Raw genomic sequence first — 16,808 nt, 5'->3', positions numbered from 1 at the left:
ACCAATCCGCATAATTAAGTGATCTATTTTGAGGATGGATAAACGTGTTGATAGCAAGGCAAAAAATTCGCTATTTAGTTGTTCTCGGCAATTGCTCCTGCATTGCTCTACCTTCTGCATCCATGCAGTCGTAAATGAGAATTTTTTAACGCAGATAGCGACACGTTTAGCCCCTGAAAACGATTAAGTATTAATGCGGATTGGTATTAATCTAATACCTTGGCGTCATTTGCTTTATTTAGCAGACTACGGCTTTGTGTTAAAAAGTGCGCAGTAGAGTCTGAAAAATACGCTTTAGCATCAGCAAATGCATCGATGAGTGCCCCTTTATCTCCCGCTTTTAACTTTTCAAGAGTTTGTGCAAAGGTCTCTTGATACTGCGCTAATAAACTCTCAACATTATCAAACTGGGCCAACATTATATCTGAGTATAGCTCAGGAGATTGCGCAAATAAGCGCCCTACCATCATCAGCTCTAACTGGTAAATAGGAGATGAGCAACTTCTTAGCTCCTCAAGCGTATGGCTTTGCTTTGCTAAAAATTGCCCATAAACAAACGTCGTTAAGTGGCGCATTACTTGTATTATTTGCATTGCTTCATCATGCTTTTTAGCATCTAGCTCAACTAGTTGGCAACCCCATACTTGCAACTGCTGTAGTAAGCCTTTTGCCGCATCATGCGCGCGGCCTTCACACACAACTACGGTTTGTTTAACCCAGTGAGAAATATCAGGGCCAAACATAGGGTGTAAACCAACAACGGGCCCAGAGTGTGCTGCCTTTAGTGCCTTAATGGGTGATTGCTTAACGGAGGTAATATCAACAAGCAAACAATCATCATCAAGTTTAGGTAGCTTAGCAACCACGGCCCCAAGTGCATTGATAGGCACACTGATCATCACTAACTTTGCGCCAGCTAAAATGGCTTTAGCCTCGCTTTGCTGACCTTTATCTAAAATTTTAACTTCATAACCTGAACGAATAAACTGCTGAGCAAATAACTGGCCCATAGCCCCTTGCCCACCTACAATCACAATAGGTGATAAATCAGGAGCTGCACAGGCAAGTTTAGCTTGTTGGTTTTGATAGGCTTCGCGCATCATGCGCCTTAATATGTCTTCAACTAGTTCAGGGCTGACTCCTTGCTTAATAGCTTCATCACGACGAGCAGCTAACAAAGCAGCTTCTCTTTCAGGGGCATGCAGAGGAGCACCACTTTGCTGCTTAATAGCCCCAATTTTTTGGGTTATTGCATTTCGCTTTGCAAGTAAAGCAACTAATTGCGCATCGCATTCATCTATGCCATCTCGTAATTGTGATAAATCACTTAATTCAGCCACGTTTCTCATTCCACCTATAAACAACTCATTTCGTAAATTAAAATTTACATTTAAGTAAACTAATCAATACGTTAAATACTAACAGGATCAAGTATGAGTGAAAAGGCTAATGTAGTAATGCGGGTGAAATTTCCCCATACCAATTCGTTTAATTAAGTGATTAATTTTGAGGCTGGAAAAACGTGTTCATAACTAGATAAAAAAACGCTATTTAGTTGTTCTAAATCAGAATTTTTAACGCAGGAAGCGATACGTTGAGCCCCACAAAATGATTAAGTATCGATGCGAATTTGTATTAATACAGAGGGATGCTTTTGTGAAGAAATAGTATGTTATTTAATACTTGAAACCAAAACGGGTTGCAACCGTGAGGCTGCAACCCGTTTTCTTTGCGTTGATAAACAGCGCGTATTAGTTAAGTTTTTCTCTAATACGTGCAGATTTACCAGAACGCTCACGTAGGTAGTAAAGCTTAGCACGACGAACCGCACCGCGACGCTTAACTGTTACGCTATCGATAAGAGGGCTGTGCGTTTGGAATACACGCTCAACACCTTCACCGCTCGAAATTTTACGAACTGTGAATGCTGAGTGAAGACCACGATTACGCTTAGCGATTACAACACCTTCAAAGGCCTGTAGACGCTCTTTGTTACCTTCTTTTACACGTACCTGTACAACTACTGTATCACCAGCGCCGAATGCTGGTACGTCTGTTTTAAGCTGCTCTTCTTCAAGCGCTTTAATAATATTTTGGTTTACTTTTGCCATTATGTTTCTCACTTTCCTAGGTGTAACTGTCTTCTAGCCACAAGCTTTTTGGTACTCTTGCTGAAATTGTGCGAGTAATACCGCTTGCTCCTCAGTCAGAGCTAGGTTATGCAACAAGTCAGGACGTCGTAGCCAAGTTCTGCCTAATGACTGCTTAAGCCGCCATTTTGCTATCTCTTGGTGGTTTCCACTGAGTAATACAGCAGGCACCTGTTTGTCGTCCAATGTTTCTGGCCGTGTATAGTGAGGACAATCTAGCAAGCCATCCGAAAATGAGTCTTGCTCTGCTGACTGGTTATGACCTAACACGCCTGGCACTAATCGCGCTACTGCATCAATTAATGTCATGGCAGGTAATTCACCACCACTCAAAATAAAATCACCAATTGACCATTCTTCGTCAACGTATGACTCTATTATTCTCTCGTCTATACCTTCATAGCGACCGGCAATTAAAATCAGCTTTTCAGAGTTTGCGAGCTCGCTTGCCCCTTGCTGATCCAATTTGCGCCCTTGTGGGGACATATAAATTACTTTTGCGCCATCACCTGCCGCTTTTTTAGCGTCAAGAATGGCTTGTTTTAGTGGTTCAACCATCATTAACATACCTGGGCCGCCCCCGTAAGGACGATCATCTACGGTTCTATGCTTATCTAAAGCATAATCACGTGGATTCCAGCAGTTAAAGTCAATTAAGCCATTTTTCACTGCGCGACCGGTTACACCTTGGTGTGTAATTGCATCAAACATGTCAGGGAAAAGGCTTATCACCCCAACCCACAATGAACTAGTTTGAGTCATTAAAACCCAGGATCCCAGTCTACGGTAATTTCTCTCGCTTCGTGTTTAATGTCTTTAATCACTGAATCAGTTAAAAAAGGAATCAAACGCTCAGCTTGACCAAATGCATCTTTCTTGTTTGCTTTCACAACCAAGACGTCATTTGATCCTGTCTCCATCAGGTCATCAACAATGCCTAAGTTATAACCTTTATCAGTTACAACCGTCATTCCGATGAGATCTCGCCAATAAAACTCACCTTGCGGGAGTTCTGGTAATTGCGCTGAATCAACAGATATCTCTGCATGGGTATAAGCCATAGCTTCGTCTCTGTCGTTTACTTGCGCAATCTTAGCGATAAAGCCTTTGTTGTGGCGACGCCAGTCGACCACTTCTAAGGTCTGCCATTTACCTTGTTGCCCTATCAACCACGGGCTGAAATCGAAGATCCCTTGGGGATCATCAGTAAATGAATGTACCTTAAGCCAGCCCTTTATACCATATGGGGCACCGAGCTTTCCTACGACAATAATTGATGAGGTGTTCTCTTGACTCATGGTTACACTTACGCCTATTAAGCCGCTTTACGAGCGTCTTTAACTAACTTAGCTACACGATCAGAAAGACCTGCGCCCTGACCTACCCAGTGATCAACACGAGGTAAATCTAAACGAAGTTTTTCTTCTTGACCTGAAGCAATTGGGTTAAAGAAACCAACTTTCTCGATGAAGCGACCGTCACGCGAGAAACGGCTATCCGCAACCACAATTTGATAGAAAGGGCGTTTTTTAGCGCCACCACGTTGCAAACGAATAGTTACCATACCGTCCTCTAAATAGATTGACTGTTTTCATTAATAAGATTTACTCCCCAGTATGGGGAGCTGGGGAATTGTACGAGTTTTTAGCAACAATGCAAGTAAGAAGTGAAGCAAAAAGCCACTTTAGTAGGTTAAACTATGATCTGAGCCACAATTAATAGATTAGCATGCACTACGCGCATAATTTATTCAACAAAAAAGGGCCAATTGGCCCTTTTGTTATACATTATATAGCAGGTATTAATAGCGCTACATTAAAATTTAGGGCCACCGCCACCCATCATTCCAGGTGGTAACATGCCTTTCATGCCGCGCATCATTTTTTGCATGCCGCCTTTACCTTTCATTTTTTTCATCATTTTTTGCATTTGCGTAAACTGCTTTAGCAGTTTATTTATCTCTTGTACCTGTGTACCAGAGCCTGCGGCTATACGCTTTTTACGAGAGCCTTTAATAATCTCAGGGCGGGCACGCTCTTGTTTGGTCATAGAGCTGATGATGGCTTCCATTTGAATGAAGGTTTTGTCACCCATTTGGCCTTTTACAGCATCGGGTAAGTTTTGCATACCAGGCAGCTTATCTAGCATCGACATCATGCCACCCATATTTTTCATTTGCTTTAATTGCTCTGCAAAATCATCAAGGGTAAAGCCATTGCCTTTAAATACTTTTTCAGCGACCTTAGCCGCTTTTTCTTTATCTACTTTCATTTCGACTTCTTCGATTAATGAAAGTACATCACCCATGCCTAAAATACGCGATGCGATACGATCTGGATGGAACGGCTCTAATGCATCTGTACGCTCGCCCACACCCATAAATTTAATGGGCTTGCCGGTAATATGACGAATAGATAAAGCAGCACCGCCACGTGCATCACCATCTGTTTTAGTTAAAATAACACCGGTTAGAGGGAGCGCTTCGTCGAATGCTTTAGCGGTATTCGCCGCATCTTGACCCGTCATTGCATCCACCACAAATAATGTTTCTATTGGGTTGATTGCTTTATGAAGGTCTTTAATTTCGCCCATCATTTCGTTATCTACGTGCAAACGGCCGGCGGTATCAACTAAAACAACGTCTATAAATTTCTTTTTAGCATGTGAAATAGCTGCGCTGGCTATATCGACTGGCTTTTGCGAAATATCACTTGGGAAAAAATCTACATCAACTTCGCTGGCAAGTGTTTCAAGCTGCTTAATAGCCGCTGGGCGGTAAACATCAGCACTCACAACTAGTACTGACTTTTTCTTACGCTCTTTTAAAAATTTAGCAAGTTTACCGACACTGGTTGTTTTACCCGCACCTTGAAGACCCGCCATCATAACAACAGCTGGCGGCTGCGCATTTAGGCTAAGCTCTTCGTTGGCCTCACCCATCGCTTTTTCAAGCTCTTCGCGTACTATTTTTATAAATACTTGGCCAGGGCTTAAGCTTTTAGTTACTTCAACACCTACGGCACGTTCTTTGACTTGCTTTACAAACTCGCGAACAACAGGCAACGCAACGTCAGCTTCTAAAAACGCCATACGTACTTCACGCAGCGTATCTTTTATGTTGTCTTCTGTTAAACGGCCGCGGCCACTAATATTTTTTAAGGTTTTACCTAATCGTTCTTGGAGGTTCTCAAACATGTAACGGTTCCGATAAGACGTTTATATTGACCCAATAAGCTCATGCTTATTCGCATTTTACTTATTAGATGGGCGCAATAGTATTAAATTTCAATTAAAAACAGTATACCGTAAATGAGGGCGCACAATACAGTATTGAAGCATAGCTTATTGAGTTTCTTTTTTTAGGTCTATGCAATTGCTTTGCTATAAAATACAATGTGTATATAACAACAAGAATTATTTGACTCTAATTATAAGTGGCCCAAGCATAATGCTAATTATTAGTTTAACTATTATTGCCAGTTTATTTTATGTGTTAGCAACGTCTCATGTGTTAACACGCCTGTTTCATCAACAAGGCCCTAGCCAAAAGGTGACGGTTATTTTAAGTACTGTTGCAATACTCGCGCACATGCTGTTGTTGGTTAATTCGGTGTTTCGCTCCGATGGGCAAGATTTGAGTATTGTGAATGTAGCGCTGCTAACCTGTTGGGTTATTGTGGTGTCGGTTACTGCGGTCTCGCTAAAGTTCCCTGCTACGTTGTTATTGCCGGTCGTTTATGGGTTTGCAGCCTTACTCACCATTGCGAGTTTGTTTATTCCGCATCACATTTTATTACAAAGCTTAAGTATTGAAATAGGGCTTATTGCACACATATCGCTGTCATTATTAGCGTACTGCGTTTTGATTATTGCCACTTTATATGGCGTGCAGTTTTACTTTATTGATAAACGTTTAAAGCGCAAAGATTTAGCAATTGTGCACAGCCATTTGCCGCCCTTAATGGTGGTGGAACGTCAGCTCTATCAACTATTAAATTTAGGCACGGTTATCCTTACCTTCGCACTGCTGACAGGATTTGTATTTTTAGATGGCATGTTCGCCAAAGAATTTATCCATAAAACAGTCTTATCACTTGTTGCATGGGTTATTTTTATCACTGTTGCGCTTGGTCACATTAAAAAAGGCTGGCGAGGTAAACCTGTGGTTATTACCATCATGGTCGCCGCATTTATCCTCACACTTGCTTATTTTGGCAGCCGTTTTGTACAAGAAGTGGTGTTAAATAAGTTTTAACTTGACTCTGTCAGCTCACTCTAGCTTAATACGCATTGGTTTATAAAAAAAGGATCCTTCTTTGGACAGCATATCTACGAGTGTTTTATTTATAATACTCGGTATTTTAATTTTATGTTCTGCATACTTTTCTGGCTCTGAAACGGGCATAATGTCAATTAACAGAATTCGTCTGCGCCACCTTGCTAAAGAAAACCATCGCGCTGCCAAACGCGTCAACAAACTTCTGAGTCGCCCTGATAGACTCATTGGCTTGATCCTCATAGGTAATAACCTTGTAAATATTGCTGCAGCTCAAGTTGCCACTATTATAGGTATTCGTTTATACGGTGATTTAGGTATCGCTATTGCCACAGGTGTACTTACACTCGTTGTGCTTATTTTTGCCGAAGTGACCCCTAAAACCCTTGCTGCCCTCTACCCTGAAAGAGTCGCTTTTCCAAGCTCAGTGGTATTAAAAGGGTTACTTAAAATTCTATTCCCTTTTGTGGTTGTTGTTAACTGGATGACCAATGGAATGTTACGTTTATTTGGCATTAGCGCTGAACAAATTGACGAACATAGCATGAGCAAAGAAGAGCTAAAATCGGTGTTGAATGAATCGGGTGCATTGATTCCAGCTCGCCACCAAAGCATGCTGACGTCTATTTTAGACTTAGAACAAGTGACCGTTGAAGATATTATGATCCCGCGTAACGAAATAGTAGCGATTGATATTAACGACGATTGGAAGATCATCAGCCGTCAATTGACTCATGCGCAGCACACCCGTGTATTACTTTATCGCGATAATATCGATGACGCCGTCGGTTTTATTCATTCGCGCGATGCTCTTCGTCTTTTGACCAAAGAGCAGTTTGATAAACCGTCATTATTACGTGCGGTCCGTGAGATTTACTTTATCCCCGAGGGAACATCTCTAAATACCCAGCTATTAAAGTTCCAACAATCAAAAGAGCGCATTGGTATAGTGGTTGATGAATATGGCGACATACAAGGTCTCGTAACCCTTGAAGATATTCTTGAAGAAGTGGTTGGCGATTTCACGACCACACAAACACGTACGCCCAGTGAAGAGGTAACCACGCAAAGTGATGGCTCTTACCTTGTTGATGGCGGGGCTAACGTGCGCGATCTTAATAAAGAAATGGGCTGGGAATTTCCTCTTGATGGCCCTAAAACACTCAGCGGTTTAATTGTAGAATACTTAGAAGACATTCCAGATGCTAATTTAAGCCTTAAAATAGCCGGCTACCCTGTGGAAGTGTTAGAGGTAAAAGAGAATATGATTAAACAGGTAAAAATTAAGCCTAATCAACGTAAGTTATAAGTTTAAATAACGCGTTAAAAAAGGAGCCTTGGCTCCTTTTTTGCTTTTAAGGTAAGTAGTTAGCCAAAAAGCAGTCGCTCAAACCAACCTTTATCTAGCTCGTCTTCACACCGTTTAAGCTGCGCACCATAACGACTTGCCCGATGCTTAACTTTATTGGCAACACTCATTAGCCACTTTTTCTTTTTATAAGTACCGCGTTTATAACCGCCCCACCCTTCGTGATAATTTAAGTATTGCGCATAAGCATCCCATTTAGATATTTTATTTACTTTATGTGTTTTATAAACAAACCACGCCATAAAATCGATTGCATCATCAAAGTCATCCCTATCAGCACCGCTATTACCCGTTTCACGAATATAGTCAGACCATGTTGGGGTTTTTGCTTGTGAGTACCCGTAAGCATCACTGGCACGCCCTGTAGGGATAATCCATAAAAAATATTCCATCGGAGGGGCAGCATCATGACGAAACGAGCTTTCTTGGTACATCATGCTCATAAGAACATGTTTAGGCGAACCCCACTTTTCTTGTGCGTCTTTTGCATCAAAGTACCAGTCCGGCTTTTCTTCAAAAATTTTACAAAGATCATTAGGTTGCTTTGGTGGCGCAGTGGCACACCCTGCTAAAGAGAGGGCAAAAGATAAAATAATTGCATTTTTTTTCATTTTTATACGATCTCACTGAACTTTTTAAAAAAGTGTGGGTCTGAGTATATGAATGCAGCAGTATAGCATTGTTTCATCCCTGAAGAATATTTACGCAGCCCACTTGGGCTGCGTTTTTTTTGCTTAAAAAAGCTTAAACAACAGCTTTAGCATTAAAATATTCATCTAAAAAGTCAGTAAAGCTTAGCGTGTCGTCGCGCTCTATTTCTTCACGCGCTTTATTTGAAGAAACAACTTGTTGCTCAAGCCATTGCTTAGAAAATACGTTGTAGTTAGATTCTGCATGACTTTGCTTATATTTATTAGCTAATTGGATAGCAAACACACCATTATCTATACCTGCACTTTCCAGTTCAGATATATAGCGTCCCGAAAAAGTCAGCATTGGGTTATCAACCCAGGTAGCCATTTTTGTTATGGTTTCGCTGTAATAGGTCACCCCATACGCCTTATCCATATACTTAGCTACTTCACTTAATTGATCAAAAATCTCTTTACCCCAACTTTGCAAAGTACGCTGTTGGTTATTGTCATTAAGCATAACACCTAACTGACGTCCTTGATTAACCACTGTATCTAAGTTCTCTGTGCTTCGGGCTTGCTCTTTCCACAGCATTTCTGGCGAATCTTTTAATAAACAATACGTCAAAAAAACATCTAAAAAGTGTATTTGATCTATATCAATACCGGTTTCACTAAACGGATTTACATCAAGTGCTCTAATTTCAACATATTCAATGCCGGCTCTTAATAAAGCATCCGTTGGTTTTTCACCACTTTTAGCATTACGTTTGGGGCGAATTGGCGAGTAAAATTCGTTTTCGATTTGAAGAATGTTTTTGTTAAGTTGCTTAGGCGTAGCCGTGGTGTAATCATCAATATCACCGTATAGATCAGAAGGCGTATTGATTGCCTCTTTAAGCCCAGCAACGTACTCATCTAGCGAGTTATACATGACGCGTAATGAAGATTGTGCGCTATTGGTATAGCCTAAATCTCCCAAGCGAAGTGCCGTGCCTACCTCTAAATAAAGTGTACCTTTACCTAATTTTTTAAATGGTAAGTCAGTTTTTCGCCCTTGTAAAAAAGAGTTACATAAGGCTGGTGAGGCACCAAACAGGTAGCTAATTAACCAAAGCTCACGCTTAAAATTACGGATAAGCGCTAGATAACCATCCGAAATAAATGCATCTAGACTTTGCTCACTTTGCTTTAGGGTATGTAAAGACTGCCAAAAAGACTCTGGGAAAGAAATATTAAAATGCACACCTGCAATTGCTTGCATCATACTGCCGTAACGGTTTTTTAAGCCTTCACGGTATAACGTTTTCATGCGTGCGGTATTTGAGCTACCAAATTGAGCCAGTACGATGTCATCTTGATCTTCAATAAAGCATGGCATACTGATAGGCCATAAAAGCTCATCGCCCATGTGTTCAAGTGTAAATTTTTGAAGGTCTTTTAATTGTGCTAAAGTTTCTGTCGCAGATTCACTAACAGGGGTAATAAACTCAAGTAATGACTCTGAAAAGTCAGTAGTAATGTGCCCGTTTGTTAATGCACTACCTACACCTTTAGGATGCCCTAAAGTGGAAATGGCACCATTACCTTTAATACGTAGCGACTCTCGCTCAATGCCACGTTTGATCCCTTTAATTGCCTGCTGATGCGGTGTGGTAGATAACGCGTTAAGCGCGCTAGATAAATCATGTATAGTCAAAAAATGCTTCCTCGGCCACGTGGCTTAATCTTACGGTTATGGGGGCTAATTGCCCATACTCAAGACTAAATTGTTAAGAACAATATAATTTTTCAAAATTGTTAACTATTTACCCTATTGAGCATGCGCTTGATACAATTAGCATCAACCAGCTAGCTAATCTTGCCACTGCTAATACTATTATACAATCGCTTTACCAGGGCGTGTTGAACTTTGCGGATTGAAATTTGTTCAATCTAGGGGCGATTAAAATCGCGGCGCGAGGTTTGTAACCTAGTGGGCTAAGTAAAAACCAAGCAAAGCTTCCGCGTCCTGCTCACGCCCCTTACCTACATCCATGTAGGCAACAAAGAGTTTATCGCCCCTAGGCAGAACCCGAAGGGCAGCGCATGTTTGGCATTTATGCTGCGTTATCGCCTATTTATGGGGAGTAACCACACTTCATAGGCTCTGCCTTGCCTAAAAGCCAAACATACTGCTGCAAATTCAACCATCAAAGATCAACACGCCCTAAAGCCTAAAGACCGTGAATTACTAGATTAGACTTCACAAGCCTTAATATTTTAAGCGCAAAATTTGATATAGATCATAAAAAGTCGCGATTTTAGTAACATTATTATTCAGTGCGTTGCCTTTACTTCACCTCATTAAGTTTACCCAATACAATAACAAGTTAATTAAAAAGGATGATTAAAACTAACATGCGTCATAATCAAAGCTTAATAAATGAAGAAGTCCACTTTAGTGATTCTCAACAATTAGTCTCTACTACCGACTTACGGGGAGTTATTACCTATTCAAATAAAGCATTTTGCGATGTAGCAGGCTTTAGTGAACAGGAACTCATTGGTAAAAATCATAATATTGTACGCCACCCTGATATGCCCAAAGCAGCATTTAAAGAAATGTGGAGTACGTTAAAAAGTGGCCATTCATGGCGAGGGATAGTCAAAAATCGTTGTAAGGATGGCCGGTATTACTGGGTTGATGCTTTTGTAACACCTATTTTTGAAGGTAATCAATTAGTTGGATATCAATCTGTACGTACAAAGCCAGATAAAAAACATGTTTTAACAGCCCATAAACTATACGAGAAATTAAATAACGGTAAAGCCACTTTTAATTTTAAAGAGCACACAAGCTTACGCCAGATGCTTACATTAGCTGTTGTATTTAGTTGGGTAATTATGAGTGGGTTTGCTTTTTCGATTCTGGCAGCAGCTATCAACGTATTAATTTGCGTGCTTATTTTAGCCTTAAATTATCAAGAGCTTGTGGCAACCCCTGCTAAATTAAACGCCTATAAACAGCATTCTGACTCTATCTCGCGCTATGTTTTTTGCGATAACTCGCCGCTAAGTGTGAGTGACTATAAAGAGCAAATGTTACTTGCTAAGCTCAGAACCGTATTGGGGCGCGTAAAAGATGCCACCTATGCCTTTAATAACATTGCTGAAAATCTCGATGATAAATCGACGCTCACCGAAAAAGGTATTGAGGCACAAAGTACACAACTTGAACAAATCGCTACCGCTATGGCGCAAATGACCGCTACGATTGGTGATATTTCAACTAGTACAACAAATACTGCCGATAAAGTTAACTCTACTCAACATAGTTGCGCAGATATAAAACAACATATTGTTGATAACAAAAAAATGGTGTCTGAGCTGGCTACTCATGTAGATCACGCCGCTAATACCGCAAACAACCTCGCACAAGAAGCGGATAAAATAGGCCAAGTAATGAATGAGATTGAAGGCATTGCTGAGCAAACTAATTTATTAGCACTTAATGCAGCAATAGAAGCCGCAAGAGCTGCAGAGCATGGCCGTGGTTTCGCCGTGGTAGCCGATGAAGTACGTGCACTGTCGTCTCGTACGCAAACTGCTACAGGGCAAATTCACAGCTCGATTAAGGATATCCAAGATACGTTAGTTAATTGGTCTAAGGTAATGCAAAATACAAGACTTCAAGCAGAGGGCTGCGTTCAAACAACCGAGCAAACACACCATGAGCTCGATAGTATATTCAATCAAATTAGTGAAATAGCATTACTTACAAACAGTATATCAACGGCTGCAGAGGAGCAGCAGATGGTGAGCCATGATATTGCTAATAATGTAGATAATATAAAAGAGGTAAGTAACGACAACTTAGCGTTGAGCTTTGACGTTGCTAAAGATGCCGCAGAATTAGTTGCCGGCTCACAAAAAGTAAACAACTTGCTTTATACATTTAAAGTATAAAGCAATAAGCCGCCTGCTTGGCGGCTTATTGTGCGCCTATATTAGCGTTTTGAAAAAATCAGGCCTTGCTCGTTTGCATCTATCACAACAATATCGCCAGGGTTATAATCGCCCCCTAATAGTTGCTGCGCCAATGGGTTTTCGATTGTTTGCTGAATAGCTCGTTTTAATGGCCGAGCACCGTAAACAGGGTCAAACCCGCTGGAGGCAATTTTTTCAAGCGCCGCATCACTGATCTCTAATAAGTAGCCCATTTCTGTTAAACGCTCACGCAATTTAACAAGCTGAATATCGGCAATTTCTTTAATATGCTCATTGGCAAGTGGATGAAATACGACGGTTTCATCAATACGGTTTATAAATTCTGGCCTAAATTCGTTAACAAGCACATTCATAACCTTGCTCTTAAGCGTTGCGTAGTCGTTTGTGCCCGCTTGCTCTTGAATAATGTCTGAGCCTAAATTTGAGGTCATAATAATAACCGTATTTTTAAAATCAACCGTACGCCCTTGCCCATCAGTAAGGCGGCCATCATCGAGTACTTGCAATAAAATATTAAATACATCGGGATGCGCTTTTTCTATTTCGTCAAGCAAAATGACAGAGTAAGGCTTACGGCGAACGGCTTCGGTTAAATAGCCGCCTTCTTCGTAACCAACATAACCGGGAGGTGCGCCCACTAAACGTGCTACAGCGTGTTTTTCCATAAACTCAGACATATCGATACGCACCATGGCATCTTCTGTATCAAACATAAAACCTGCAAGCGCTTTAGTAAGCTCTGTTTTACCCACCCCAGTAGGCCCTAAGAATAAAAACGAACCTATGGGCCGATTAGGATCGGCAAGCCCTGCACGAGAGCGGCGTATCGCATTTGCTACTGCAACAACTGCCTCATCCTGCCCTATCACTTTGCTGTGTAGTTGCTCTTCCATTTTTAGCAGCTTTTCTCGCTCACCTTGCAACATGCGCGATACTGGGATCCCAGTCCAACGAGAGAGTATTTCTGCAATTTCGTCTTCGCCTACTTGGTTTTTTAGTAAGCTCATTTCTTGCATTTCAGCTTGCGAGGCTAAATCAAGTTTTCGCTCAAGCTCTGGAATTCTTCCGTATTGCAGCTCCGACATGCGCTGTAAATCGCTTGCTCGGCGGGCAACCTCTAAATCAAGGCGCGCTTGTTCAAGCTCAGCTTTAATTACTTGCGTGCCTTGTAACGAAGCTTTTTCTGCATTCCATACTTCATCAAGCTCTCGATATTGCGCTTCTAAATCGGTAATAAGCTGCTGCATTTCGCTGCGCCGTTTTTGGCTTGCATCGTCTTTTTCTTTGGCTAAAGCGTTATCTTCAAGTTTTAATTGAATAATACGGCGCTCAAGCTTATCTAAAGACTCAGGCTTAGAATCTATTTGCAGACGAATTGACGAGCCAGCCTCATCAATTAAATCAATGGCTTTGTCGGGTAATTGTCGGTCGCTAATATAGCGATGCGATAAATGCGCAGCAGCAACAATGGCTGGGTCGGTAATATCCACCGAATGATGTAACTCATAGCGCTCTTTTAAGCCGCGTAAAATGGCAATCGTATCTTCAACTGAGGGCTCTTCAACCAATACTTTTTGAAAACGACGCTCAAGTGCAGCATCTTTTTCTATGTATTGGCGGTACTCATCAAGCGTAGTGGCGCCCACACAGTGTAGCTCGCCTCGAGCCAGCGCTGGCTTTAACATGTTGCCAGCGTCCATAGCGCCGTCGGTTTTACCGGCGCCCACCATGGTATGAATTTCATCAATAAACAAAATCACTTGGCCTTCTTCTTTGGCCAGTTCGTTAAGCACCGATTTTAAACGCTCTTCAAATTCACCGCGGTATTTAGCACCCGCCACCAGCGCGCCTAAATCTAGCGATAAAACACGCTTACTTTTTAGGCCCTCTGGCACTTCACCATTTATAATGCGCTGGGCTAACCCCTCAGCAATGGCCGTTTTACCTACCCCTGGCTCACCAATAAGCACGGGGTTATTTTTGGTACGGCGCTGCAAAACTTGAATCGTGCGGCGAATTTCGTCATCGCGCCCAATAACGGGGTCGAGCTTACCTTGTTCTGCGCGCTCGGTTAAATCAATGGTGTATTTTTCAAGTGCTTGTCGGGTTTCTTCGGCGTTAGGGTCATCGACCTTTTGGCCACCGCGAATTGCTTTTATGGCACTTTCTATTTTAGTTGCAGTGATATTAAGCGCTCTAAAAATATCACCTAAAGGGCCTTTGTCGTCACAGGCCGCTAGTACAAATAATTCGCTCGAAATATACTTATCTTTACGCTTTTGCGCGTACTTATCACATAAGTTAATAAGCGAAGCCATATTATTAGAAAGCTGTACGTCGCCTCCTACTCCTTCAACTTTAAACAGCTTTTCTATTTCTTGAGAAAGCTTGGTGTTGAGCTCATCTGCACTCACGCCTGCTTGAGCAAGCAAAGCACGCACACTAGAGCCATTTTGCTGTAAAAGCGCATACATTAAATGTACAGGTTCAATAAATTGATGATCGCGCCCTAATGCTAGCGACTGAGCATCTGAAAGCGCAGATTGAAATTTACTTGTGAATCTATCTAGACGCATGAGGGTTTACCTATTTAATAAACTAATTGCTTAATAAATGGGTATGTTAATAGAATTGTTCAAGGTGTTAAGATGAATATTGTGGGGAAATAGTGTTTATTTGCGCCAGATCAAACTTGCCATGCGCCCTGTTTTGCCTTCTCGCCGATAAGAGAAAAACAGTGACCGCTGAGAAACAGTACAATAATCGCCACCGCTAATATTTATAACGCCTAATTGCTCAAGTTCGATGCGAGCGATTAGGTAAATGTCGCACAAATATTTTTTATTGCTTTGCAATTTAAACGCCTCTTTAAACAGCGGGGATTTTGCAATAAACCGCGAAGCGACCTCGTCGCCAACTTCAAATAGCTCAGCACCAATAGCAGGACCAAGCCACGCATATATTTGCTTACTAGGCGCGCTAAAACAGGCAAGCGTATTTTTTATGATCCCTTTTTCGAGACCACGCCAACCACCATGCACAGCTGCAACTTCGCGGCCATCATGGCTTGCAAGCAAAATAGGTAGGCAATCTGCACTCATAATAGCAAGAGGCTGATTTATAACTTGGGTATACAACGCATCAGCAGTGTGTAATGTTTGAAAATCAAAATCTGCATCAACACAGAGCACATCAGCACTGTGCACTTGATTAAGCCAAAGTGCCGGTTTTGGGAGGGATTGCTCTACCAAAGCACGGTTTTTTAGCACGTGCTCTGGAGTATCATCAACATGTAAGCCTAGATTTAAGCTGTTAAAAGGCGGCTTTGACACGCCGCCTTCTCGGGTGGTACTGCACGTACCTACCGAGGTTAAATTAGGCCATGGTGCTGACAAAAAAGTCATTAATACTCTATGTCAGGGTTAGCTTTTGTATCTTCTCTAAGCACTTGAGTCATTGCCACCATGTCATCTGGAATAGGCGCTTGCCAGGTCATCATTTCGCCCGTAATAGGGTGCGCAATACTTAATTTTACTGCATGTAAAGCTTGGCGATTAAATGTACGTAACATTTCAAATAGCTCTGGCGTAGCACCTTTAGGTGGACGAGGACGGCCGCCGTAAGCTCTATCACCAATTAACGGGTGGTTTATATACGCCATATGAACACGAATTTGGTGTGTACGTCCGGTTTCTAGGCGGAGGCGTAAACGTGTATGAGCACGGAATTTTTCAGCAACACGGTAATGTGTAATGGCAGGCTTACCCATTTCGTGAACTGCCATGTGTGTACGCTGCGTAGGATGGCGGCCAATCGGCTTTTCAACCATGCCACCTGCTGTCATAGTGCCATTACATAGAGCTTCGTATTCACGCGTGAAGTTTTCACGTTTTTGCAGTGCTTTAACTAGATGTGTTTGCGCCTGAATAGTTTTAGCCACCACCATTAAGCCTGTAGTGTCTTTATCTAGACGGTGCACAATACCAGCACGCGGTACGTTAATAATATCCGGAAAATGATGTAACAATGCATTTAACACTGTGCCATCTGGGTTACCTGCACCAGGGTGGACGACTAGGCCCATAGGTTTGTTGATAACCAAAATATCGTCATCTTCATAAACAATGTTTAATTTGATATCTTGTGCTTCGTATTCGCGTGGTGCTTCAATGCTGGTTTCAACATTTACAACTTCACCTCCGAGTAGTTTTTCTCGCGGTGTGTTATAGATTTCACCGTCAACGGTGATTTTATCATCCAATATCCATGTTTTTATACGTGAACGTGAATAATCAGGGAACAATTGCGCTAATACTTGGTCTAGACGTTTACCACCTAACTCGGTAGGAACCTCGGCTTGAAGTGAAATTTGTTCTGACATTAGTAACTTT

At 41.7% G+C, this 16,808-nt stretch carries 14 protein-coding genes; 3 read left to right on the top strand and 11 right to left on the bottom strand.

Translation table 11 applies throughout. The features are described 5' to 3' along the window. Window positions 1-206: 206 nt before the first annotated feature. The 6 genes from tyrA to ffh all read right to left on the bottom strand — a co-directional run bounded on the left by tyrA (window position 207) and on the right by ffh (window position 5,345). The gene (tyrA, locus tag CWC16_RS05440) at window positions 207-1,340 is read right to left on the bottom strand and encodes a bifunctional chorismate mutase/prephenate dehydrogenase (protein ID WP_138540799.1); all 1,134 of its coding nucleotides are present in this window, start codon (window positions 1,338-1,340) and stop codon (window positions 207-209) included. A 411-nt stretch (window positions 1,341-1,751) separates the two neighbouring features. Next, window positions 1,752-2,111 carry a 50S ribosomal protein L19 gene (gene rplS / locus CWC16_RS05435; RefSeq protein WP_004587324.1) on the bottom strand — a complete coding sequence of 120 codons (360 nt, stop codon included), beginning with the start codon at window positions 2,109-2,111 and terminating at the stop codon, window positions 1,752-1,754. A gap of 33 nt (window positions 2,112-2,144) precedes the next feature. Further along, window positions 2,145-2,912: a tRNA (guanosine(37)-N1)-methyltransferase TrmD gene (trmD, locus tag CWC16_RS05430; RefSeq protein WP_004587325.1), complete on the bottom strand. Its 768-nt coding sequence runs from the start codon at window positions 2,910-2,912 to the stop codon at window positions 2,145-2,147. After that, on the bottom strand, window positions 2,912-3,448 hold the full coding sequence (rimM, locus tag CWC16_RS05425) for a ribosome maturation factor RimM (RefSeq protein WP_055014035.1): 537 nt from the start codon (window positions 3,446-3,448) through the stop codon (window positions 2,912-2,914). The genes trmD and rimM overlap by 1 nt, the downstream gene beginning before the upstream one ends. Window positions 3,449-3,465: 17 nt before the next feature. Next, window positions 3,466-3,714 carry a 30S ribosomal protein S16 gene (rpsP, locus tag CWC16_RS05420; protein ID WP_055014036.1) on the bottom strand — a complete coding sequence of 83 codons (249 nt, stop codon included), beginning with the start codon at window positions 3,712-3,714 and terminating at the stop codon, window positions 3,466-3,468. A gap of 251 nt (window positions 3,715-3,965) precedes the next feature. After that, window positions 3,966-5,345, bottom strand: a complete 1,380-nt coding sequence (ffh, locus tag CWC16_RS05415; protein ID WP_055014037.1) for a signal recognition particle protein — start codon at window positions 5,343-5,345, stop codon at window positions 3,966-3,968. A 253-nt stretch (window positions 5,346-5,598) separates the two neighbouring features. Between ffh and CWC16_RS05410 the strand changes: the two genes are divergently transcribed. Continuing rightward, window positions 5,599-6,405 (top strand): cytochrome C assembly family protein, encoded by an 807-nt coding sequence (locus tag CWC16_RS05410; protein WP_055014038.1) that lies wholly within the window; start codon window positions 5,599-5,601, stop codon window positions 6,403-6,405. 61 nt (window positions 6,406-6,466) lie between these two features. Beyond that, a complete protein-coding gene (locus CWC16_RS05405) occupies window positions 6,467-7,735 on the top strand; it encodes an HlyC/CorC family transporter (RefSeq protein ID WP_138540798.1) in 1,269 nt (422 codons plus the stop codon). 59 nt (window positions 7,736-7,794) lie between these two features. Here the strand turns inward: CWC16_RS05405 and CWC16_RS05400 are convergent, their stop codons facing one another. After that, window positions 7,795-8,406 carry a transglycosylase SLT domain-containing protein gene (locus CWC16_RS05400; protein WP_055014039.1) on the bottom strand — a complete coding sequence of 204 codons (612 nt, stop codon included), beginning with the start codon at window positions 8,404-8,406 and terminating at the stop codon, window positions 7,795-7,797. Between the two features lie 133 nt (window positions 8,407-8,539). Beyond that, window positions 8,540-10,126 carry a glutamate--cysteine ligase gene (gene gshA / locus CWC16_RS05395; RefSeq protein WP_138540797.1) on the bottom strand — a complete coding sequence of 529 codons (1,587 nt, stop codon included), beginning with the start codon at window positions 10,124-10,126 and terminating at the stop codon, window positions 8,540-8,542. A 701-nt stretch (window positions 10,127-10,827) separates the two neighbouring features. On the opposite strand from gshA, the gene CWC16_RS05385 reads away from it, so the two are divergent. Next, window positions 10,828-12,375 carry a methyl-accepting chemotaxis protein gene (locus tag CWC16_RS05385; RefSeq protein WP_138540796.1) on the top strand — a complete coding sequence of 516 codons (1,548 nt, stop codon included), beginning with the start codon at window positions 10,828-10,830 and terminating at the stop codon, window positions 12,373-12,375. A 41-nt stretch (window positions 12,376-12,416) separates the two neighbouring features. On the opposite strand, the gene clpB is transcribed toward CWC16_RS05385, so the two are convergent. The 3 genes from clpB to rluD all read right to left on the bottom strand — a co-directional run bounded on the left by clpB (window position 12,417) and on the right by rluD (window position 16,798). After that, entirely contained in the window at window positions 12,417-14,993 is a 2,577-nt protein-coding gene (gene clpB, locus CWC16_RS05380; RefSeq protein ID WP_055017178.1) for an ATP-dependent chaperone ClpB, read from the bottom strand. 96 nt (window positions 14,994-15,089) lie between these two features. Next, on the bottom strand, window positions 15,090-15,821 hold the full coding sequence (pgeF, locus tag CWC16_RS05375; RefSeq protein WP_138540795.1) for a peptidoglycan editing factor PgeF: 732 nt from the start codon (window positions 15,819-15,821) through the stop codon (window positions 15,090-15,092). Next, a complete protein-coding gene (gene rluD / locus CWC16_RS05370) occupies window positions 15,821-16,798 on the bottom strand; it encodes a 23S rRNA pseudouridine(1911/1915/1917) synthase RluD (protein ID WP_055019196.1) in 978 nt (325 codons plus the stop codon). The genes pgeF and rluD overlap by 1 nt, the downstream gene beginning before the upstream one ends. Window positions 16,799-16,808 lie beyond the last annotated feature (10 nt).

The sequence above is a fragment of the Pseudoalteromonas sp. S3776 genome, assembly GCF_005886915.1.
Lineage (GTDB): Bacteria > Pseudomonadota > Gammaproteobacteria > Enterobacterales > Alteromonadaceae > Pseudoalteromonas.
This window is presented reverse-complemented; position numbering and strand designations above follow the sequence as displayed.